This is a genomic window from Williamsia sp. Y844 (assembly GCF_056786475.1).
Map to the genome: position 1 here is coordinate 1317334 of NZ_JBXCJB010000001.1, position 22408 is coordinate 1339741.

Sequence of the window (22408 nt, forward strand, 5' to 3'; positions counted from 1 at the left end):
TCGTCGCAGACGCACTGAGTACGAGCCCGACAACACGCTCCGAGTAAGCAATCACGACAATATATTTCAGGAGAATGTCATGACCGACACAGTCGACAATATCCAGAGAATCGTCACCACCACCGACGACGAGCCCCCAGTGACCCCGCTCGAGATCGGCGTTGAGGCGTATACCTCGAAGGACTACCTGCGCGCCGAGCAAGACAAACTGTGGAACAAGGTGTGGCAGCAGGTTGGCCGAGTCGAAGAGATCCCCAATGTCGGCGACTTCCTGACCTACGAGATCATGGATGACTCGTTCATCATCGCCCGGTCGACCGCGGACAAGATCAACGCGTACCACAACGTGTGCTCGCATCGGGGGCGCCGGCTCGTGGACACCCCGGACGGCAAGCATGAGGCCAAAGGGAATTGCCGGACCTTCGTGTGTGGCTTCCACGGATGGACCTACGACCTCGACGGCCAGAACACCTGGGCGGCAGAGCGTTCGGATTGGCCAACCGGGCTGACCGATGAGAAAGCCCGGCTCAAGAACATTCAGGTGGACACCTGGGGTGGTTGGATCTGGATCAACATGGATCCGGACTGTGAACCATTGCGGGACTACTTGGAACCGGCGGCAAGCCTGCTCGACCCGTTCCAGCTCCAGAACATGCGATACCGGTGGCGCAAATGGCTTGTCTTCGACTGCAACTGGAAGATCGCACTCGAAGCGTTCATGGAGACCTATCACGTCCCCTACACCCACCCCGAGTTCCGGGCCTACGGAACCTTTCTCGGCTGGTCCAGAGCGCAGGGCAAACACAGCAACATCGGTTACGACGCACCAAAGGGCATGGAAGACAATCAGGCCAAGCTGCGGGTGGCCGATGGTCCCGACGCCCGCATCTCGACGATCGACCTGCAGAACTTCACCTGGGAGAACGCCAACACCAACACCACCCGCACACTCGTTGACGCCGCGCAGCGGCTGGTGGACGAGCTGCCAGAGGGCACCCCGCCGGGCGAGGTACTCGCGCACTGGCTCGCCTCGGCCCGCAAAGACGATGCCGATCGTGGCGTGATCTGGCCAACCGTCGATCCGGCGACCGTCTCCCAGAGCGGCACCGCCTGGCAGATCTTCCCCAACTTCCAGATCGGGCACGCGCTGAACAACATGCTCTGCTACAGCGCCCGGCCATACGGCGACGACCCCGACAAGTGCTATTTCGAAGCTGCCGTCTTCGAGTTGTTCCCGGAAGGCGAAGAGCCGCAGACGGAGTGGGAGTACGCGCCGCCGGACGACCCGGGCTGGCGCACTGTTCTCCCTCAGGACTTCGTCAACATGGCCGCAATGCAAAAGGGCGTGAAATCGCGTGGGTTCTCCGGCCCCAAGCCCAACCCGTATCGCGAGCGCAGCATCGTCAACCTGCACCACAACCTCGCCAAATACCTGGGCACCGGCGCGCCCACCGATCTGGCCTGATCCCCTCCACCACTACCAAAGTCCCCGAACCTCGAGCTTAGGAATCACCATGCAGAACTGCGCACCTACGCAGACCCCGGACGTCGACAAAGCGGCCCTTCGGGAAAAGTACCTCCTCGAGCGAGACAAGCGCCTGCGCCCGGAAGGACAGCAGCAGTATCTGGAGGCAGAGGGCGAGTTCGCGGACTTCTATGAGGGCGATCCGTACACGCCGGTGGCGCCCCGGGAACCGATCACCGACGACATCGAGGTGGTCATACTCGGTGGCGGCCTGTCCGGACTCATCACCGCGCACCGTCTGCAGGAGTCCGGCGTCACCAACTTCAAGATCATCGAGCTCGGTGGAGACTTCGGTGGTGTCTGGTACTGGAACCGGTACCCGGGAATCCAAATCGACTCCGACGCCTACTGTTACCTGCCACTACTCGAAGAGACCGGCTACATGCCGAAGGAGAAGTTCTCCAAGGGCGACGAGTGCTTCGAACACGCGCAGCGGATCGGTAAGCATTTCAACCTCTACGACCACGCGATCTTCCACACCCTGATCCAGTCGCTGCAGTGGGACGACGAGATCAACCGCTGGCAGATCAAGACCAACCGTGGCGATGAGATCCGCGCCCGTTTCGTGATCATGTGCCAGGGCCCCTACAACCGTCCGAAGCTCCCGGGTATCCCCGGCATCAAGGACTTCAAGGGCCACACGTTCCACACCGCCCGCTGGGACTTCGACTACACCGGCGGCGACCTCCACGGTGGACTCGACAAGATCGGTGACAAGAAGATCGCCGTCATCGGCACGGGTTCCAGTGGCATCCAGGCGATTCCGCACCTGGCGAAGGGCGCGAAGCACCTGACCGTCTTCCAGCGGACGCCGTCGTACATCTTCGAACGCGCCAACTACCCCACCGACCCCGAATGGGTTCAGAGCCTCGAACCCGGTTGGCGTGCAGCACGTCAGCGCAACTTCCACAACGCGGCGTTCGCGTTCTACAACCCCGGCGAGCCCGACCTCATCTGCGACGGCTGGACCGAGGTCGCCCGCAACTTGGCCGCGAAACTGAACGCCACCGAAAACTTCGAGGGCTGGGCCGAACTGGCGGATCCCGCAAGGTTCATGGAACTCAAGGAGGACGAGGACTACCGGTCGATGGAACGGCTGCGGCAGCGCGTTGAGTCCATCGTCGAAGATCCTGTGACCGCAGAGGTCCTGAAGCCGTACTACCGCAACATGTGTAAGCGTCCGGTGTTCAACGACGAGTACCTGCCGACCTTCAACCGCGACAACGTCACGCTCGTCGACGTGTCCGAGACCAGGGGTGTCGAGCGCATCACCGAGAAGGGCATCATGGTCGATGGCGTCGAGCACGAGTTCGATTGCATCGTGTTCGCCAGCGGCTTCGAGATCACCACCGCCCTCGACCGGCAGTACGACATCGCACCGTTTGCCGGCAAGAACGGAACGTCGCTGTATGACCACTGGGGTAAGGGATTCCGCACCCTGCACGGCATCATGGCCAACGGGTTCCCCAATCACTTCGCCACCGGGTTCATCCAGGGCGGCGTGACCGCGGCCACGACGCTGATGTTCGAACAGCAGGCCGACCACATCGCGTACATCGTCAAGGAAGCACAGGATCGTGGCGCCACCTATGTGGAGCCGACCCCTGAAGCCGAAGACGGCTGGGTGCAGACCGTCCGCCAGTATTCGGTGGACAACAGCACATTCACCACCGAATGCACACCCGGCTACTACAACAGCGAGGGTGAACCCAACGGGCGTTCATTCCTCGGAGATCCCTTCTGGGGCGGCTTCTACGAGCTCACCGAACTATTGGAGGGGTGGCGCGGCACCGGCAAGCTGGAAGGTCTGGTGCTGGACAAATGAGCACCGAACTCAGGTTCGACGATCGGGTCGCCGTCATCACCGGCGCCGGTCGCGGTTTGGGCCGGGAGTACGCCCTGCTCCTCGCGTCCAAGGGCGCGAAGGTGGTGGTGAACGACCCGGGTAGCGCGATCAGCGGCGAGGACGTCGACAGCGGTCCGGCGGATGAAGTGGTCGCAGAGATCAAAGCCGCGGGCGGCGAAGCCGTCGCCAACACCGACACGGTGGCCACCGCCGAGGGCGGCAAAGCGATCATCGACACCGCGATCAACACCTACGGCAAGATCGACATCCTCATCCACAACGCGGGCAACAACCGCTACGCACCGTTGACGGAGATGTCGTACGAGGATTTCGATGCCGTCCTCGACGTGCATCTACGGGGCGCGTTTCATGTTGTGCGACCGGCATTTCCGCTGATGTGCGAGGCCGGATACGGACGTGTGGTCCTGACCTCGTCGATCGGCGGGATCTACGGCAACAAGAACGTTGCCAACTACGGGTCCGCCAAAGCCGGGATCATCGGGCTCTCGAATGTTGCGGCACTCGAGGGCCACGAGCATGGCGTGACCTCAAACGTCATCCTTCCGGCCGCCCTGACCCGGCTCGCCGAGGGCCTGGACACGTCGGCGTATCCGCCGATGGGCCCGGAATTGACCGCCCCCGCGGTGGGATGGCTTGCACACGAAACCTGTTCGATCACCGGCGAAATGCTGGTCGCGATCGCCGGCCGCATCGCGCGGGCGTTTGTCGCGGAAACACCGGGTGTCTACCAACCGTCCTGGACGATCGAGGAGGTCGGCGAACAGATCGCCACCATCCGCGACACCAGCGACCCCTGGATTCTGCCGGTGGTCCCGTCGGGTCACATCGAACACATCACGAAAAGCTTCACGACAGCCATGGAGGGCAGTGCACGTGTCAGTTAAGGTCTACGAACGAATTCTCGACCTCTTCGAGGCCGAGGGCATCAACACGATCTTCGGTATCCCCGATCCGAACTTCGTTCACCTGTTCCACCTCGCCGAAGAACGCGGCTGGAATGTTGTTGCCCCGCACCATGAAGAGTCGGCAGGCTTCATGGCCGAGGCCGTTTCCCGGATGACCGGCAAGGCCGCCGTGTGTATCGGCACCCTGGGCCCGGGTCTGGCCAACCTCGCAGGCGCCATCATGTGCGCCAAGGTCGAGAACTCTCCCGTCATCTTCCTCGGCGGCCAGCGGGCCCGGATCACCGAACAGCGAGTCCGCCGCGGACGGATCCAGTTCGTCCAGCAAACCGCGCTGGTCGAGAATTCCGTCAAATACAACGCGAGCATCGAATACGCCGACCAGACCGACGAGATCATCCGCGAAGGCCTGCGCAAGGCCCTGTCGGGCACACCGGGACCGGTGTACATCGAATACCCGCAGAATGTGATCCTCGAAGAGGTCGAGGACCGGCCGATCCTCCCCCCGTCCAAGTACCGCCTCGTGGGTCAGACCGCAGGCCAGGACTGGATCGACAAGGCCAAGGAACTCATCGGCGCGGCCAAGCAGCCCGTTCTGCTTGTCGGACACGGTGTTCACACCTCGCGCGCGGGCGCCGCGGTCAAGGAACTCGCCGATCTGATGGCCTGCCCGGTCATCCAGACCTCGGGTGGCACGTCGTTCATCGAAGGTCTCGAAGACCGCACGTTCCCCTACGGCTTCTCCAAGTCGGCTGTCGATGCCGTGGTCAAGTCCGACCTCTGCCTGGCGGTCGGTACCGAACTCGGCGAACCCGTCCACTTCGGGCGCGGGCGCCACTGGGTACCGAACGAAGCGAACCGCAGCTGGATCCTGATCGAGCAGGACCCGTCGGCCATCGGTGTCAACCGGCCGATCGATGTACCCCTCGTCGGCGACCTTCGTGCAATCGTTCCCCAACTCGTTGCGGCTCTGAAGGATTCGCCCCGCACCGCCACACCGGAGCTGGAGCAGTGGATCAAGGGCGACGCCGCGCAGCTCGCGGAGCTGGCCGAGACGGCGCCGTCAGGCCAGACACCGGTGCATCCGGCGCGTCTTATCGTCGAGGCCACCAAAGACTTCCCCGCAGACGGGATCATGGTCCGCGACGGCGGCGCCACCACCATCTTCGGCTGGACCTACTCGCAGGCCAAACCGCATGACGTGATGTGGAATCAGAACTTCGGCCACCTCGGTACCGGACTTCCGTACGCCGTCGGCGCAGGCGTTGCCGATGGCGGCAAACGTCCGATGATGCTCATCACCGGCGACTCATCGTTCCAGTTCCACATCGCAGAACTCGAAACCGCGGCCCGACTGAAGCTTCCGCTGGTCTGCGTGGTGGCCGTCGACTACGCCTGGGGCCTGGAAGTTGGTGTCTACAAGCGCACCTTCGGTCATGGATCCCGGGAGACCGGCGTCCACTGGAGCACCGAAACCCGCTTCGACAAGATCGCCGAGGGCTTCGGTTGCTACGGCGAATACGTCGAACGGGACGAGGACATCGCCCCCGCCATCAAGCGGGCCTACGCCAGCGGTAAGACAGGCGTCATCCATGTGGCCGTCGACCCGAAGGCCAACTCGGAAGAGATGCCCAGCTACGACGAGTTCCGGACCTGGTACGCCGAAGGTCAGCAGTGAGTCATACAGCGCAACAGAGGTATCGGGCAATATCGATGAATTGGGGAAATCATGCGTGAGTATCTGAAGTTCTACATCGATGGCCAGTGGGTGGATCCGGCGCAGTCGGGCACCTTCGACGTCATCAACCCCGCCACCGAAGAGGTCGCGGGCACGGTGGCCGCCGGTTCTGCCGGTGACGTCGACCGGGCGGTTGCCGCTGCCCGTAAGGCTTTCCCCTCGTGGTCGGCGACCTCCGTCGCCGAACGGGTCGCTGTGCTGGAAAACATTGCGGTCGAGTACCAGAAACGCATGCCCGACATCGGTGCTGCCCTGACCGAAGAGATGGGTGCACCAAAAGAGCTGGCAGGCGGATTCCAGGTGAATCTGGGTGCCGGACACCTGAGCACCGCCATCGAGGTCCTCAAGGGCTTCACCTTCGAGGAGCAGCAGGGCAGCGCGCTCATCGTGAAGGAACCGATCGGTGTCTGCGGGCTGATCACGCCGTGGAACTGGCCGCTGAATCAGATCGCGGTCAAGGTGTTCCCCGCCCTGGCCACCGGCTGCACCATGGTCCTCAAACCGTCGGAGCGTTCGCCGTTCGACGGTCAGATCTTCGCCGAGATCCTCGAGGCCGCCGGCGTCCCCGCCGGTGTCTTCAACCTCGTGCAGGGCGACGGACCGGGGGTGGGTGTTCCGCTCTCGAGCCATCCCGACGTCGACATGATCTCGTTCACCGGATCCACCCGGGCCGGAATCGAGATCGCGAAAAATGCTGCGGCCGGCGTCAAGCGGGTCACCCAGGAACTCGGAGGCAAGGGCCCCAACGTCATCCTCGACGACGCCGCCTTCGCCGACAACGTCAGTACCGGCGTGGTCACCATGATGCTGAACTCGGGACAGACCTGTAGCGCGCCCGCGCGCATGCTGGTGCCCAACGAGCGGATGGAAGAGACCATCGGCATCGCCAAGGCCGCGGCCGCCACGGTCACCGTGGGCGATCCGAACGGTGATTTCTCCATCGGCCCGGTGGTCGCGAAGTCGCAGTTCGACAAGATCCAGGAACTGATCCAGCAGGGCATCGATGAAGGTGCCACCCTGGTTGCCGGTGGCCCCGGCCTACCGGAGGGGATCACCAAGGGCTACTTCGTCCAGCCCACCGTCTTCGCAGATGTGAAGAACGACATGACAATTGCCCGCGAGGAGATCTTCGGGCCGGTCCTGACGATCCTGGGCTACGACAGTGTCGACCACGCCGTCGAGATCGCCAACGACACCGAATACGGCCTGGCCGCATTTGTCGCAGGCGCCGATCTCGACGCCGCGCGCGCGGTGGCCCGCCGAATTCGTGCGGGGTCGGTGGCGATCAACTCCGCCTTCGATTTCGGCGCTCCGTTCGGCGGCTACAAGAAGAGCGGTAACGGACGCGAATGGGGCGAGTTCGGATTCCACGACTACCTGGAGATCAAGGGCATCATGGGATACGCGCCGGAGGGTGACGGCGAATAGCGATGAGCGGTAACGATCTGGAGGCTCTACTCGACCACCATGCAATTCGCACGTGCCTCGCCCGGGTCGCCCGCGGCGAGGATCGGCGAGATGCGGAACTGATCACTACCTCCTACTGGCCGGACGCCACCACCGACTTCGGGATCTTCGCCGGCTCTTTCGACGAATACCTGGCGTGGGTGGTGCCGGGCTCGCCGGCGATCACCGTCACCCAGCACACCCTCGGGCAGACATTGACGGAGCTGAATGGCGATGTGGCACTGTCCGAAACCCACATATCGGCTTATCACCGGGTCAACATGGGTACCGAGGAAAGCGATGCCGTGATCGGCGGGCGATATCTCGACCGGATGGAAAAACGGGGCGGCGAATGGCGTATTGCGCACCGCACCATGCTCTATGACTGGGTCCGTAACGACGGCGCGTCGGCGGACTGGTCGCAGGGCTTGATGGGTGCACCGCTCTCCGGTGACCATTACACCGCCAGATCGGTCGGCGATCACAGCGAGCACTTCTTCGCTGCAGCCGATCGGCTCTGAGGGTCTCCGGTGAACTCTCTCGAGGGCAGGGTCGCTGTTGTGACCGGCGCCAGCCGCGGTATCGGAAAAGGTATCGCGCTGGCGCTGGCGCAGCAGGGCGCCACGGTGTACGTCACCGGCCGCACGGTGCGGGCGGGGGTGGACCCGTTGCCCGGGACCATCGGCGAAACGGCCGAGGAATGTGACCGCCGGGGCGGCAAAGGTATTGCCGTCGCGGTGGATCATTCGCAAGACAACCAGGTTGCCGCACTGTTCGACCAGGTTCGGCAGGAACAGGGGCGCCTGGACCTTCTGGTCAACAACGCCTTCGCGCTGCCCGACGATCTGACCGATCCGGATCCCTTCTGGGAGAAGCCACTGTCCAACTGGCAGATGATGGATGTGGGTGTGCGATCAAACTTTGTCGCCGCCTGGCACGCCGCCAAGATCATGGCGCCACAGAAGTCCGGCCTGATGGTGGCCATCTCTGGATACACCGGGGTGTCCTACACCTATGGGGTCGTCTTCGGTACCGCCAAGTCGGCTGCCGACCGCATGTCGCGAGACATGGCCGTCGAGTTGAAACCATTTGGCATCACGTCGATCTCACTGTGGCAGGGGTTGACATTCACAGAGCGGGCGGAGCGAAATCTCGCTGCGATCGAGCACCTCGGCGAACAGGCCGCGACCCGACCCGAGAATGGTTGCTCCCCCGAGTATCCGGGACGGGTGATCGCGGCTTTGCTCAACGATCCCGGTCTCCTCGATCGCAGCGGTGGAACCTTCATCACCGCCGAGCTCGGCGACGACTACGGCATCAAAGACATTGACGGCAGGGCGATTCCGTCGCTGCGTTCCACTCGCGGATCGCCGATCTGGTCACCCGTCTGACATCAAATGCAGTGCACCAATCACCAGAACTGGAGGACATCGTGAGTACGTTGGCCACGCCGGAGCGGCAAGCAAAGTTGGAAGAACTCATCGACCGTCAGGAGATCCTCGACGCCCTGACCCGGTTCTCCCGGGGTATGGACCGATTCGATCGAGACTTGTTCCTGTCCGCATTTCATACCGATGCCACCATCGCTGCCGGCGAGTTCGTCGGTGGTCCGACCGACCTGTACGACTGGGCCTCCCCCATGCACGAGCAGGGCCAGATCGCCACCCACCACAACCTGCTGAACCACACCTGTGACATCGAGGGCGATGTGGCCCATACCGAGACCTACTATCTGTTCGTCGGCCGAAATCGCGACGACAGCAACTGGATTGCCGGCGGTCGTTACATCGACCGGGTCGAGCGCCGCGACGGGCAGTGGAAGATCGCCTTGCGCACCAACGCGATCGAGTGGTCGGGCCTGGTTCCGACCATGGACATCCCGTTCAGCGATGTTCCGGATGTCTTTCTCAACGGCACCCCGTCACGCAGCACCGGCGATCCGTCGTATCAGCGTCCGCTGTCGAACATCCGGCCCGCCTTCATTCCCACCTGATCCGGCAACCGATTCACCGAACCCCCAGTATCTAGGAGAAGGACCATGACCACACTTGCCGTCGAGCGGCTTTCGGACACCGTTGGAGCGAAGGTGCTGGATGTCGACCCCGCTCGTCTGACCACTGATCCCGATCTGGCCGATCAAGTCGCCGAGGCCCTCGAAACCCATTCCGTACTACTGTTTCCGGAGCTGAACGCCGACGATGAGACACTGGTCGAGTTCTGCCGCAAGCTGGGCAAGCTGATCAACTTCTCCCACCTACCGCCGGAGACCGCCGAGGTGATGGAGATCAGCTTCGATCCCAGCAACCCGAACGCCGAGTACTTCGCCAGCAACTGCTTTTGGCATATCGACGGGTTGCTCGACGAGATCGCCCCGAAGACATCGATGCTGACCGCTCGGGTGACGTCGGCCGAAGGCGGTGAGACCGAGTTCGCCAGTACCTATGCGGCCTACGAGGCGCTGACCGACGAGGAGAAGGAACGGTTTGCCGACCTGCGGGTGGTCCACACCTTCGAGGCCATCCAGCGGCTGACCTATCCGAATCCGACACCGGAACAGGTGACCGAGTGGGCTTCTCGCTCTGTTCGTGAACATCCGCTGGTGTGGGAGCACGATTCCGGTCGGCGCTCACTGGTGCTGGGGGCGACGGCATCCCACATCGTCGGCATGGACATCGACGAAGGCCGCGCACTGCTGAAGGAACTGCAAGAACGCATCACGGCACCCGGCCTGGTCTGTCAGCACAGCTGGTCCGAGGGTGACACGGTGCTCTGGGACAACACCGGCCTGGTCCATCGCGTCCGAGACTTCGACCGGCTCAAGCCACGAACAATGCACCGATCCACCGTCGCAGGCCAGGAGAAGATCAAATGAGTGACCGCACAGCAATTGTCACCGGGGGCGCCTCCGGGATCGGCAATGCCATAGCCAAACGTTTTGCCGCTGATGGCAATCTGGTGGCCATCTTCGATATCAACGGCGCCGCTGCCGAGGCCGCGGCCTTCGAGATCGAGAAGGCCGGCGGCAAGGCCATCGGCCTCGCCGTCGACGTCACCGACCGGGACCGGATCGACTCGGCCATCGCCGAGGTCAAGTCCACGCTGGGACGTCCGACGGTCCTGGTGAACAACGCCGGCCTGACCGTCGCCGAACCGTTCCTCGACATCACCCTCGAGACCTGGAATCGTGCGCTGGCAATCAACCTGACCAGCGCATTCCACTGCTCTCAGGCGGTGATCCCGGAGATGCTCGAAGAAGGCTGGGGTCGGATCGTCAACATCTCATCCTCCAGCGTCCACAGCGGATCGCCCGGTCTCGGCAGCTATGTGACCGCCAAGTCCGGTGTGGTCGGACTGACGAAGGTGCTGGCACTCGAATTCGGCAGGCGCGGAATCACTGTCAACACCGTGCCGCCCGGATTCATCGACACCCCGATGCTCCGCCGGACCGTTGATACGGGGTTGGTCGACGTCGAGGCGCAGGTTGCCAAGACCCCGGTCGGCCGGATCGGTCAGCCCGAAGATATTGCGGCCACGTGCGCATTCCTCGTCAGCGAGGAAGCCGGCTACATCACCGGACAGATCATCGGTGTCAACGGCGGGCGGAACACGTAATGCCCGAAGATGTACGCGTATCTGTTGTTCCCCGGATACCGCCGGCCCGCAGAGCGGATTGGTCCGCCGAGATGCAGGCCTTTGTCGACGGATTCCGTTCATCGGTCGCGAGTGCCGGACCAGAAGAGGGTCGGCAAGCGGGCGACAACCTGCTCGGCACGCTGGCCCGCTACCCGTCGCTGGCAATGGCTTTCCTGACCTTCAACAAACATCTGTTGTCGGGGTCCGCGTTGTCGGTCCGCGAGCGTGAGCTGCTGGTATTGAGGGTGGCGCACCTACGGAATGCCGAGTACGAGTGGGCACAGCACGTCATCCTCGCCGACCGGGCCGGTATGACCGCCGACGAGATCGCCCGGATCGCCACCGGCCCTGATGCCCCGGAATGGATTCCGATCGAACGCGCCCTTCTGCAATCGGTGGACCAGTTGCTGAACGACGGCATCGTGAACGAGCAGACGTGGGGTGTGCTCGCCGGTGAGTTCGACGAGCAGAAACTGATGGACGTGGTCTTCACCGTCGGCTGCTACTCGATGCTGGCAATGTCGTTGCGGTCCTTCGGAATCGAGCCCGAAGACGGGTTGCGCCCCTTCCTACCTGCTGCCCGCTAGCCCCTGGACGAACATCAGTACGTCGGTGGCGGACTGTCGCGTCCCCGCTCCTCGCGGAGTTTCTGAGTGAGTTGCTCTTCCAGTTGACGCTGTCGGCGGTTGGCCATCCGTTCCTGCTGACGGCGTTCGTGTTTCGCTGCGGTGCGCGACTGTTGGCGGGTTTCCGGTTTGACGCACGATGCAGTTGGCTGCCGGCTTGGTGAGCCGCGTTGGTTGTCGAAGACGATGAGCCTCAAGGTGGGGAACAGATCGTCGCCGGTCCAGCCTGGGCCGTGGTAGTTGCGGCCTTCGGGTGTGGTGAAAATCAGCCGGGTCCGCCCGGTCTCGGAGTCGGGGTATTGGTCGTCGAGCCAATCGGAGTACGTCTTCAACAGATGGTGAAAACGGCACAGCGTCTTCATCTCTGACGGATGGGTGCAACCACCGGCTTCAGGCTCGTTGTGGTTGTACTCGCAGGTGTGGTCAAGGTCGGCGCCCCAGGCCTTGTGCTCACATCCAGGCCACATGCAGTAGACGTCCCGGATTCGAAGGTAAGTGTCCAAGACGACCGAGGGCCGGTATTGATCACCAGGTTGGGTGGCCGGGAGTGGAATCACCTGTGGAAACGGCGCTGTGACGACGGCACTGTCGCCGCCGTCATCGGGGAGGTTCTCGACTGAAGGGTTCTGAGGTCGGCGCACGTACACGTTCGGCCGCTTCGGTTTTGGTGTCCCCTGCTCGGGCAGCGCTGGTTCTGGCTGCACTGGTTCTGGTTGCTCCGACTGTGCGGGCGCAGGTTTGTTGCCCATTGGCCGCTGCACGGTTTCCGGGCGGGCTGCGATATCGCGAACGTGATCGGCAGAGATCACGCCGTGACCATCCAGAAATCCTGGATTCTCGGCGCGACCGTCGAGGGTGACGTGATCGGTGATCACGTGCAGCACGATCTTCACGTCCACACCCGAAACCAATTGGCCGGCAGGAACGGTGACAATCTCAGCGGTGCAGGGGTGTTTTGGGTCGTTCGGGCATTCACAAAGGAACTCACGGCCCATCACCGTGGCGAACAACGCATCAGCCATCCGGTCAGACTTCTTCCGCGGATCGGCCTTACACGTGGCCATGGCCAGCTTCTCCAACCGCGCCATGATCATCGCCAATTCCTCAGCCGTGGAATGCGCGTCCATCACCGCCATCCCGTGGTCGGTGTTGTTGGCCCACACCCCACGATTCTTCTTCGCATCCTCCCGGTTGTTGCGGACCAGATCCGGATCGCGGCGGAAAATGATCGCATCAACCATGTCTCGCATCCGACCCTTCGACCACGACCCACGCCGACCCAGCGCCTCGGCGATACCGCGATCGATCTCAGTCATATGGGCCGAACCCTCGATCAACTCGGTCCGGGCAATGATGTCAGGGACATGGTGTGCAGCAACCCGTCCCGCCTTCAACAGCGCATTGACCGCAGGCAGGCGATCCCGCAACGCCACCCCGCGATTGATCTGCAGCTCCGCGGTCCGTTGCGTCAACCCCTGCGCCGCAGACAATCTCGCCGCACACTGGGCGAACGGATCAAGAGCCCGCATCTCCGCCTCAGACCCGGCGGTGGGCTCGACGAGATGTCTGTGCAGCATCGCCGCAGCGGCGTATCGCTCCCACTCCATCCGCGACTGCTGGGCCATCGCAAGTTCGGTGTTACGTAACAACTCGTTGACACCCAGCGACTCGACAGGGCCGATTTCATCGTCCCCACCTGCATTTTCGACCTCTTCATCGAACATACAAGCGAGTCTAGATCAGGTGTCCGACAATCCGGATTGACTGCGAACGCGCCCCGAGCAATCGGCGCTACGCCAGGTCGCTGAGCACCGCGGGAGACCAGGACGGCCACCGCGCGACACCGACGAGTGTGCCCGCCGTGTACTCGGCGACAACTGAAGGCGCGACACCTTCGGCGGTGTTGTAGACGGTCGCTTCGTCGGCACGCCCGATGGCAACGGCGACCAATGGCCACAGGCGACGGTAGCGGTCCCGGATCTTGGTCTCCGGCACGGCATGACCGCCTGCCCGGGTGCGGTACTCCACACGCCGCACCGCAAGTGATTCCGGGACGATCATCGCGTGCAGTGCGACCGTGAATCCGGCGCGCTGGGCGTCGTCGATCAGGTTGAGTTTCGAAGCGTGAGAAAACACTGTTTCGGCAATGAACGAGCGACCCTGCTCGATCAATTGGTTGCGCGTGGCCGCCGCGATCTGAGCGGCCTCATACGACTTCGCCTGAGCCTGGTCTGGCCAGCGCTGCGCGGCGATCAGGTCCGCGTTGACGAACACACTTCGGGGCAGCAGCGGCAGCAAGGTCAGTTCGACAAAGGTCGACTTTCCCGACCCGTTCGGACCGACGACAAGATCGAGGCGCTTCACTCGTTGTCGAGGACCGCGGTGGTGCCGTCGGGTCGGTATTCGACCAACCGACCGGCCTCATCAAGTGCAACGGTCGTGACACCGCGCGAGGCCAGCACGCTGCGATAGTCGGCCTTCGCGAGGTCTTCGGTGATGCGCGCCCGGATCTCGGCGTTGAATATCCGTCCCTCGACATCACCCAGGTCGCTTGTCGGTAGATCACCGTTCAAGACTGCCTGAATTCGGCGGGCCGAGGCGGTTTCGTGTGCGGTCACAGAGCGGCCGACGAGTGCCCAATGTTCGAGTTGCTGACGTCCGGTGCGTTGTTGACGGCGACCCTCGGCGATCGCGCTGTCGACCAGATCCGCGTCCATGCGCGTCACCTTGTCTGCGGCTCCTGGCATCGCGATCTCCTTGTGGTAGCAATGTGCTACCCGATTGTAGCAACCAGCTACGCACACCCGCCGGGAACGGCAGGCATTCGTTCAGTTGCCGGTCCAGACAGGGGCCCGTTTCTGCGCAAACGCAGCGGGCCCTTCTTGGGCATCTGCGCTGTTGTAGCAGTCTTCGGCGGCGGCCCTGGCCGCGGCCAATGCCTCCGACCGGCCCATCTCGGTCGCGATCATCACTGTGTCGCGCGCGGCCTTCACCGATAGCGGCGCGCCGGCCAGGATGTCCTTCGCAAGCGCGATCGCCTCGCTCAGCAAGCCCTCCGGCTCGGCGATCCGGTTGACCAGGCCGATTTCATAGGCGCGCTGCGCGGTAATCGGTTTTCCGGTGAGCAGGATTTCCATCATGATCCGTTGCGGGATCATGTGGATCAGCGGCGACGCCCATGGTGAACTCCGGCCGACCTTCACCTCGGTGACGGCAAACTTCGCGCTGGTGCTGGCTACACACAGATCACAGGCCTGCGCGATCATCCAGCCGCCCGCGAAGGCGTATCCGTTGACCGCCGCGATGGTCGGTTTCGACAGTTCGACGGTGTCATAGGGAAGCGCGAACATGTCGCGTGGCGGCACCGCAATCCCGGCCGCGACCATCTCCTTGAGATCACCTCCGGCACAGAATGTCTCACCGGCGCCGGTCAGGATCGCCACCCGTAGCGCGGTGTCGTTCTCGAAACGTTCCCAGGCATCACGCAAGCCTTCGCGAACCTCCAGCGACAGGCAGTTACGGGTGTCGGGACGATTGATCGTGATGATCGCTATCCCGTCGTCGCGGGCATCGAACAGGACGGCGTCGCTCACTAATATCCCCTCTGCTGAATGATGTGCGCCTCGCGCGAGAGTTCTTCCTGGAAGTCCGGATGCGCAATGGCGATAAGGCGTTTGGTGCGCTCGGCCAAACTCTGGCCACGTAGCTGCGCGGCGCCGAACTCGGTGACGATCACGTCGACATCACTGCGCGGCGTGGTGACCGGACCCGACAGCTGGGCAGTGATGCGGCTTATCGTTCCCTTCTTCGCGGTTGCCGGGAGCGCGATGATCGCGTGCCCACCCGGCGAGCGTGCGCCCCCGCGAACAAAGTCGAGCTGACCACCGGTGCCGCCGAGATAGGCGGCGCCACTCTGCTCGGCGTTGACCTGCCCGGTCAGATCCACTTCCAACGCCGAATTGATGGTCACCAAGTTGTCGAGTTGCGCCATCACGGCCGCCTCATGGGTGTACGCCGTGTTGCACATCCGGAGTTCGGGGTTCTGATGAGCGAAGTCGTACAACCGCCGGGTCCCGATCAGGGCACCGGCGATACTCACGCCGCGGTCGATCCGCTTGCGGGCGTTGGTGACTGCCCCGGCCTCGATCAGGTCCACCAGCCCATCGCCGACCATGCCGGAATGCACACCCAGATCGCGGCGATCGCGCAGGAGCCGCAACATCACCTCCGGGACCGCGCCGATACCCATCTGGATGACCGAACCGTCACCGATGAACGCCGCCGCATGTTCGGCCATCGCCAGATCGGTGTCGCTGATCGGTGCAGACGTCACCTCGACCGGAGTCCGCGAGACGTGCACGGCGTAATCGATCGCGGTGGCGGGCACCTTCTCGCCGCAGGTGTACGGCACCTGATCGTTGACCTCGGCGATGACGACGCGCGCCCTGGCGACCGCGGCCTGCACGTAATCGCTGATGAGTCCGAGGCTGTGGTTGCCGTCCGCATCGGCGGGACTGACCTGTATCAATGCGATGTCGCAGCCCATGTGACCGCCCGCGATCATCGGGGCGATCTGGCCGACGTGGCACGGAACGACATCGAGCTCATGGGCCTTGCTCATCACCCGCAACGAGCCCATCGCACCCATGCTCGACAGCGAAAAACTCTTGGCGGTCTCCGGCGTGAAGAGCCCGGAGAAGCTGGTCGAGATGAACGCCGACAGCCCGCCCACCTCGTGACCCTGCTCGATCAGGGCTTCGATGAGTGTCGTGGGTTCACCACAGGCCTGACCGATCACGATCCGATCGCCAGGGAGCAGATACCGCTGCAGGTCGATCGCCGTGGAAGCCGCCATCAGGACCAGGCCCCGTCTGCCGAGCGCACCTGGGCCTTGACCTCTTCGGTGTTCTCACCGAGTCTGGGGGCCGCACTGTCGATCCGTCCGGGTGTTCGGGAGAACCAGGTGGGCGGACCGGGGAAACGGACTGAACCATAAGGCGATTCGACCTCTTCGAAGAAGTCCACCGCCTCCAGGTGCGGGTTGTCGAACAGTTCGTCGAGTGACCGGACGGGCGCAGCCGGGATATCCAACGAACGCAGCAGGTCGAGCCACTCCTGGGTGGTGCGTTCTGAAAAAGTTTCTCCCAGAAGCGAGTACACCTCGTTGATCCGCGCGGCGCGCTGCCCGAGGGTGGCGAAATGCTCACCCGCCCATTCGGGGGCGACGGCGGCAACAAACGCGTCCCATTGCTTGTCGTTGTAGACCAGCGCCGAGATGTGTCCATCCTTGGTGCGGTACGGCTTTCGGTTCGGCGACACCGCGCGGTGATAGGCCGCCGGTCCGAGGGGCGGCGTGAACATCGCACCGCCGGCGTGTTCGACCAGCATGAACGCGGCCATGGTCTCGAACATCGCCACCTCGACCTCTTGACCTTCGCCGGTGCGTTCGCGATGGAACAGCGCCATCGTGGTGGCGTAGAGCGCCGTCATCCCGGCGACCTTGTCGGCGATGATCGTGCCGACATAGCCGGGCTCGCCGGTGAGCTGTTCCTGCGCATACGGCAGTCCGCATTCGGCCTGGATGGTGTCGTCGTAGGCGGTGAGGTTCGCGTCCGGTCCGCGGCGGCCGTACCCGTAGCAGTTGGTGTAGATGATCGACGGGTTGATCGCGGCGACCGCGTCGTAGTCGAAGCCGAGTTTGGCGATCGCCGTCCCGCGCATCGAGTGGATGAACACGTCGGCGCCGCTGATCAGGTCACGCAGGACCTGCTTGTCCTCGTCGGTTCGCAGATCGAGGACAACGCTGCGCTTGCCGCGATTCACGTTCACGAACACGCCACCCATGCCCGGTTCGGGACCCACCGAGATGTATCGGGTGTTGTCCCCGGCCGGGATCTCGATCTTGATGACGTCGGCGCCCATGTCTGCCATCACCTGAGTGCAGTAGGGGCCCATGACCATTGCCGTCAGATCGACCACGCGTACGCCGACCAACGGACCTGTGTGTTTCATCCCTAACCCGCCTCTTCGACAACGAACCCAAGCTATCAGGTCAATGTTTACAAGGATAGTGGTATGACTAGCAGGTGGAGATTTTCAAGCCGATCGGAAACGTCCTGGACCGCGCGGTCACGGAGCGCCCGGATGCCGCCGCGGTCGAGGCCGCCTCCGGCATCTGGACGTACATCGAACTCGATGATCAGGCCCGGCGGGCCGCAGGCGCACTGTGGTCATTGGGCGTACGTCCGGGCGATCGGGTCACCGCCTGCCTGCCCAACGATCTCGACATCGTGGCGGCATTCCATGGCGCCCAGCGGATCGGTGCGATCTGGGCCGGCGTCGGAGAAGCACTGTCGGCAGGCGAGCAACAGGACATCATCGACCTGTGCGGACCCACTGCGGTGCTGTCGGGAACGAATGGCAAGGTGACCGGCCCGGAATGTGTTGAGCCCGAACGATGGTCCGAGTTGCTTCGCAGCGACTTCGAGGCACCGGATGTGGAGCCGGACATCGATTCACCGGCCGGGATCGCGTTCACCAGCGGCACCTCGGGTCGCGCCAAGGCCGTGGTCCACAGCCACCGAAATCTCCTGTTGCCCGGTGCCGTGCTCAACAAGACCCGCGGATGGGGTCCCGACCTGCGCAAGGGCGACAGCTTCCCCCTGACGATCCTCAACCTCATGGTTCTGTCGACACTGCTCACCGCCCAGGCCGGCGGGTGCGCGGTGGTGATGAACCGTCGTGATGTCGATGGCCTCATCGAGTGGATCAGCACCCGGCGCGTGACGGTGTGGAACGGTGCGCCCGCGCAGCTCTACGACCTCGCCCGCCGTCCCGACGCCGACCTGAGCTCGTTGCGTGAGGTGTGGAGCGGCGGCGGCGACACGTCCGACGCCCTGCGGCAGGAATTCGCCGACGCCCACGGACTGATCCCCCGCGTCACCTACGGCCTGACCGAGGCACCCACTGTCGTCTCGATCGATCCACCCGATGGCCAGTGGCGAGTGCGGGCCAGCGGGCAGATACTGCCGCACTTCGACGTCGCCGCGTACGACGACAACAACAATCGACTGCCTGCAGGCAAATCCGGAGAGCTGAAGTTGGCCGCTGCTCCCGGCGGAGAATGGGCCGGAGCCTGGCGACCCCTGCTCGGGCACTGGGGTCCGGACGGGCTCGATGAGGCAGCGCCGGGCCCGCTACCGACCGGCGACATCGGAACCGTCGACGGCTCCGGGTGGCTGACGGTGATCGACCGCAAAAAGCTGGTGATCATCCGTGGCGGGGCCAACGTCTATCCACTCGAGGTGGAGCGAGCAATCAGCACGCACCCGGACGTCGAGAAGGTGGCGGTGTACCCGATCCCCGATGACCGCCTGGGACAGCGAGTGGCGGCGGTGGTCGAGAGTTCGTTCTCCACATTGGATTTCGACGATCTCAGGGCGCATTGCCGTCGCGAGGTGTCGTCGTACAAAGTCCCCGAGACCTGGACCCAGGTCGATGCGCTGCCGGTGAACGCGATGGGCAAGGTGCAGCGGGCCGGGCTTGCCGAGTTCGTTGAGCAACAACGCATTCCCAGCCGACAGGTCACCTCGAAGGGAACCACCGCGTGAGCGAGCTGTTCAATCTCAAGGGCAAAGTCGCAATCGTGACCGGCGGATCGTCAGGCCTCGGGGTTGCGGTCGCTGAAACCCTGGCCGAGGCCGGCGCCCGGGTTGCGGTGGTGGCGCGGCGCAAAGACAGGCTGAGCGCGGTCGCCGAACGGATCAACGGTCTTGCGGTCGCTTGCGACCTGTCCGACCTCGAACAGGTCGGCACGATCGTGCCGACCGTGGTGGACGAACTCGGACCACCGGACATCATCATCAACGGCGCAGGCAGCATGTTCACCGAGGAGAAGGCGGAGTCCGAGCCGCTGGAGGCCATCCGGCAGACCCTCGGCCTGAATCTGATGGCACCTTTCCTCTTGGCCCAGAGCGCTTTTCCCCACCTGGTCGAAGCAGGCGGCGGTTCGATCGTGAACATCTCGTCGATCAGTGGCCAGGTCGGCATCCCCGGGATCCCGCAGGCGTCTTATGCCGCAAGCAAGGCCGGGCTGTCCGGGCTGACGGCCGAACTCGCGGTGCAGTGGGCCAGGCACTCGATCCGGGTGAACACCGTGGCACCCGGCTTCTTCCGCAGTGAGATCACCGGCCCGCTCTACACCAGCGAGCGGGCCTCGGAGTACCTACGCCGCAACACACCCCTACCGAAAGAAGGTTCCGCGCAAGACATTGTCGGCGCCGTGCTCTGGCTCGCCTCCGACGCCGGGAGTTATGTCACCGGCCAGACCATCGTGGTCGACGGCGGATGGACAGCACGCTGACTCCCGCTGATTAGCACCTGCAAGCATTGCAATCCTTACGAGGATTGACGTAATGTCGGCCACATTGTTGCCCCACTTGGGGCGGTTGAAAGGACTACTTCTCTCATGTTTTCGGCAGTTGTCATCGAAAAGGGCGAAGCAGGGCAATCCGTTGCCCTCAAAAACGTCGAGGAATCCGAGCTTCCCGAGGGAAACGTCCAGATAGACGTGGACTACTCCTCACTCAATTTCAAAGACGCACTTGCCATCACCGGCAAGTCCCCGGTGGTCCGCAAATTCCCGATGGTGCCCGGCATCGACCTGGCAGGCACCGTCACGGCCAGCTCGCACGGCAAGTGGTCCACGGGCGATCGGGTCGTCCTCAACGGCTGGGGTGTCGGTGAAACCCACTGGGGCGGCTTCGCCCAGCGCGCCAGCCTCAACGGCGACTGGCTGGTACCGCTGCCCGCCGAGTTCACCGCCAAGCAGGCCATGGCGATCGGCACCGCCGGTTACACCGCGAGCCTCTGCGTCGAGGCGCTGGTCAACGCAGGCGTGCGCCCCGAGCAGGGCGAGATCCTGGTGACCGGAGCCACCGGCGGCGTCGGCAGCGTTGCGATCGCACTGTTGACCAAGGCCGGCTTCACCGTGGCCGCCTCGACCGGCAAGACCTCCGAGGTCGAGTATCTCCAGGCGCTCGGAGCGTCCACCGTCGTCGATCGGGCCGAGCTCTCCGAAAAGGGCAAGCCGATGCAGAAGGAACGCTGGGCAGGTGTTGTCGACTCGGTCGGCAGCTTCACCCTGGCCAACGCCTGCGCGCAGACCCGCTACGGCGGCACCGTTGCCGCCTGCGGTCTCGCCCAGGGCATGGACTTCCCGGCATCGGTCGCGCCGTTCATCCTGCGTGGGGTATCGCTCCTGGGCATCGACAGCGTGATGGCACCCATCGAGCGACGGATCACCGCCTGGGCCCGCCTGTCCCGCGACCTCGATCCAGGCGCCCTGGAGTCGATCGCCACCGAGATCTCCCTTGCGGAATCGATCAAAGCAGCCGACCAGTTGATGGACGGCACCGTGCGTGGCCGCATCGTTGTCGACGTCAATCGCTGAAACAGGAGTACACACATGACCACTAGCGAGACCGAAGCCGTCCAGCTCGACCTGACCGACGTCGACCACCGGGTGGGCAAACCCGTTGGCGGCGGGCAACTCTGGGACCCCTGCAGCACCTCGGACATCCGCCGATGGGTGATGGCGATGGACAACCCGAACCCCTTGCACTGGGATGAGGAGTTCGCGCGCAATTCGAAGTTCGGTGGGCTCGTGGCACCGCAGTCCATCGCGGTGGGCCTGGACTACGGACACGGGGCGGCGCCTGCCTGTGTGGGGCATATCCCGAACAGCCACCTGATCTTCGGTGGCGAGGAATGGTGGTTCTACGGCACACCCGTGCGACCGGGCGACAAACTGTTCCAGGACAGGTGGTTTCACGACTACAAGGTGGCCGAGACGAAGTTTGCCGGCCCCACCATGTTCTCCCGCGGCGACACCGCCCACAAGAATCAGCATGGGGCATTGGTCGCCAGGGAGCGGTCGACCGCCATCCGCTATCTCGCGGCCGAGGCCACCAAGCGCGGTATGTACGACAACGAGATCGGCGTGGTCAAGAAGTGGACCAATGCCGAGCTACTCGAAGTAGAAAAGCTCCGGGACGACTGGCTGATGTCCAACCGATTGGGCGTCTCACCGCACTTCGATGAGGTCAACGTCGGCGACAAACTCCACCGCCGGGTGATCGGTCCACACACCATCGCGAGCTTCACCACCGAATACCGCGCCTTCCTGTTCAACATCTGGGGCACTTTCCAATGGGTTGCACCCGAAGGGGTCGACGATCCCTGGGTCTATCAGGATCCGGGGTGGGTCGAGGGCTTCGGCTTCGACGAGGAGGGCGCCAAGATCGATCCACGCAAACGGGACGGCCTATATGTCGGCCCCTCGCGTGGACACATCGACGCCGACAAGGCCGGTGAGGTCGGCATGGCACGCGCCTACGGGTACGGCGCCACGATGGGTGCCTGGTGCACCGACTTCCTCGCCAACTGGGCCGGCCATGACGGCATGGTCCGGCACACCAAGGCCGATTTCCGCGGACCCGCATTCGAGGGAGATGTGACCTACTTCGACGCCGAGATCGTGGACAAAAAGGCCGACTCCGAGTGGGGCGTACCGCTTGTCCAGATCAAGCTGAAGCTCACCAGCCAGGACGGCACCACACTGGTGACCTGCACCGCCGAGGTCGAACTACCGCTCTGACAGACCCAGCCGCG

Annotated in this window: 21 protein-coding genes; 15 read left to right on the top strand and 6 right to left on the bottom strand. The window is 63.6% G+C overall.

Features of this window, described 5'->3' with window-relative positions; all coding sequences use genetic code 11:
• The first annotated feature begins 79 nt into the window (after positions 1–79).
• Genes AC1TQG_RS05870 through AC1TQG_RS05920 form a run of 11 tightly spaced genes read left to right on the top strand, consistent with a single transcriptional unit; the run spans position 80 to position 11698 of the window.
• Positions 80–1465 carry an aromatic ring-hydroxylating oxygenase subunit alpha gene (locus AC1TQG_RS05870; RefSeq protein ID WP_482135993.1) on the top strand — a complete coding sequence of 462 codons (1386 nt, stop codon included), beginning with the start codon at positions 80–82 and terminating at the stop codon, positions 1463–1465.
• 49 nt (positions 1466–1514) lie between these two features.
• Complete coding sequence (locus AC1TQG_RS05875) at positions 1515–3350, top strand: flavin-containing monooxygenase (protein ID WP_482135994.1); 1836 nt, start codon at positions 1515–1517, stop codon at positions 3348–3350.
• Positions 3347–4276: an SDR family NAD(P)-dependent oxidoreductase gene (locus AC1TQG_RS05880; RefSeq protein WP_482135995.1), complete on the top strand. Its 930-nt coding sequence runs from the start codon at positions 3347–3349 to the stop codon at positions 4274–4276. Before AC1TQG_RS05875 ends, AC1TQG_RS05880 begins: the two co-directional genes overlap by 4 nt.
• Entirely contained in the window at positions 4266–5972 is a 1707-nt protein-coding gene (locus tag AC1TQG_RS05885; RefSeq protein WP_482135996.1) for a thiamine pyrophosphate-binding protein, read from the top strand. The genes AC1TQG_RS05880 and AC1TQG_RS05885 overlap by 11 nt, the downstream gene beginning before the upstream one ends.
• A gap of 51 nt (positions 5973–6023) precedes the next feature.
• Entirely contained in the window at positions 6024–7460 is a 1437-nt protein-coding gene (locus AC1TQG_RS05890) for an aldehyde dehydrogenase family protein (protein ID WP_482135997.1), read from the top strand.
• Positions 7461–7462: 2 nt separating this feature from the next.
• A complete protein-coding gene (locus AC1TQG_RS05895) occupies positions 7463–7999 on the top strand; it encodes a nuclear transport factor 2 family protein (protein ID WP_482135998.1) in 537 nt (178 codons plus the stop codon).
• 9 nt (positions 8000–8008) lie between these two features.
• Positions 8009–8869, top strand: coding sequence for an SDR family NAD(P)-dependent oxidoreductase (locus AC1TQG_RS05900; protein WP_482135999.1), 861 nt, complete (start codon positions 8009–8011; stop codon positions 8867–8869).
• A gap of 41 nt (positions 8870–8910) precedes the next feature.
• Positions 8911–9471 (top strand): nuclear transport factor 2 family protein, encoded by a 561-nt coding sequence (locus tag AC1TQG_RS05905; protein ID WP_482136000.1) that lies wholly within the window; start codon positions 8911–8913, stop codon positions 9469–9471.
• A gap of 45 nt (positions 9472–9516) precedes the next feature.
• Complete coding sequence (locus AC1TQG_RS05910; protein ID WP_482136001.1) at positions 9517–10350, top strand: TauD/TfdA dioxygenase family protein; 834 nt, start codon at positions 9517–9519, stop codon at positions 10348–10350.
• A complete protein-coding gene (locus tag AC1TQG_RS05915; protein ID WP_482136002.1) occupies positions 10347–11090 on the top strand; it encodes an SDR family NAD(P)-dependent oxidoreductase in 744 nt (247 codons plus the stop codon). Before AC1TQG_RS05910 ends, AC1TQG_RS05915 begins: the two co-directional genes overlap by 4 nt.
• Entirely contained in the window at positions 11090–11698 is a 609-nt protein-coding gene (locus AC1TQG_RS05920) for a carboxymuconolactone decarboxylase family protein (protein ID WP_482136003.1), read from the top strand. The genes AC1TQG_RS05915 and AC1TQG_RS05920 overlap by 1 nt, the downstream gene beginning before the upstream one ends.
• 14 nt (positions 11699–11712) lie before the next feature.
• Here AC1TQG_RS05920 and AC1TQG_RS05925 read toward each other — a convergent pair whose 3' ends face one another.
• The 6 genes from AC1TQG_RS05925 to AC1TQG_RS05950 all read right to left on the bottom strand — a co-directional run bounded on the left by AC1TQG_RS05925 (position 11713) and on the right by AC1TQG_RS05950 (position 17749).
• Positions 11713–13461 carry an HNH endonuclease signature motif containing protein gene (locus tag AC1TQG_RS05925; protein ID WP_482136004.1) on the bottom strand — a complete coding sequence of 583 codons (1749 nt, stop codon included), beginning with the start codon at positions 13459–13461 and terminating at the stop codon, positions 11713–11715.
• 67 nt (positions 13462–13528) lie between these two features.
• Positions 13529–14101: an ATPase gene (locus AC1TQG_RS05930; protein ID WP_482136005.1), complete on the bottom strand. Its 573-nt coding sequence runs from the start codon at positions 14099–14101 to the stop codon at positions 13529–13531.
• Complete coding sequence (locus AC1TQG_RS05935; RefSeq protein WP_482136006.1) at positions 14098–14484, bottom strand: TA system antitoxin ParD family protein; 387 nt, start codon at positions 14482–14484, stop codon at positions 14098–14100. The genes AC1TQG_RS05930 and AC1TQG_RS05935 overlap by 4 nt, the downstream gene beginning before the upstream one ends.
• Positions 14485–14565: 81 nt before the next feature.
• Positions 14566–15330, bottom strand: a complete 765-nt coding sequence (locus AC1TQG_RS05940; protein WP_482136007.1) for an enoyl-CoA hydratase/isomerase family protein — start codon at positions 15328–15330, stop codon at positions 14566–14568.
• The gene (locus tag AC1TQG_RS05945) at positions 15330–16592 is read right to left on the bottom strand and encodes an acetyl-CoA hydrolase/transferase family protein (RefSeq protein WP_482136008.1); all 1263 of its coding nucleotides are present in this window, start codon (positions 16590–16592) and stop codon (positions 15330–15332) included. Before AC1TQG_RS05945 ends, AC1TQG_RS05940 begins: the two co-directional genes overlap by 1 nt.
• Positions 16592–17749, bottom strand: a complete 1158-nt coding sequence (locus tag AC1TQG_RS05950) for a CaiB/BaiF CoA transferase family protein (RefSeq protein ID WP_482136009.1) — start codon at positions 17747–17749, stop codon at positions 16592–16594. The genes AC1TQG_RS05945 and AC1TQG_RS05950 overlap by 1 nt, the downstream gene beginning before the upstream one ends.
• A 74-nt stretch (positions 17750–17823) precedes the next feature.
• Between AC1TQG_RS05950 and AC1TQG_RS05955 the strand changes: the two genes are divergently transcribed.
• The 4 genes from AC1TQG_RS05955 (at position 17824) to AC1TQG_RS05970 (ending at position 22394) form a co-directional block, all read left to right on the top strand.
• Positions 17824–19347 carry a class I adenylate-forming enzyme family protein gene (locus tag AC1TQG_RS05955; RefSeq protein WP_482136010.1) on the top strand — a complete coding sequence of 508 codons (1524 nt, stop codon included), beginning with the start codon at positions 17824–17826 and terminating at the stop codon, positions 19345–19347.
• The gene (locus AC1TQG_RS05960; protein WP_482136011.1) at positions 19344–20099 is read left to right on the top strand and encodes an SDR family NAD(P)-dependent oxidoreductase; all 756 of its coding nucleotides are present in this window, start codon (positions 19344–19346) and stop codon (positions 20097–20099) included. The genes AC1TQG_RS05955 and AC1TQG_RS05960 overlap by 4 nt, the downstream gene beginning before the upstream one ends.
• Positions 20100–20204: 105 nt before the next feature.
• Complete coding sequence (gene acuI / locus AC1TQG_RS05965) at positions 20205–21188, top strand: acrylyl-CoA reductase (NADPH) (RefSeq protein WP_482136012.1); 984 nt, start codon at positions 20205–20207, stop codon at positions 21186–21188.
• A gap of 15 nt (positions 21189–21203) precedes the next feature.
• Positions 21204–22394, top strand: a complete 1191-nt coding sequence (locus tag AC1TQG_RS05970) for a MaoC family dehydratase (protein ID WP_482136013.1) — start codon at positions 21204–21206, stop codon at positions 22392–22394.
• Positions 22395–22408 lie beyond the last annotated feature (14 nt).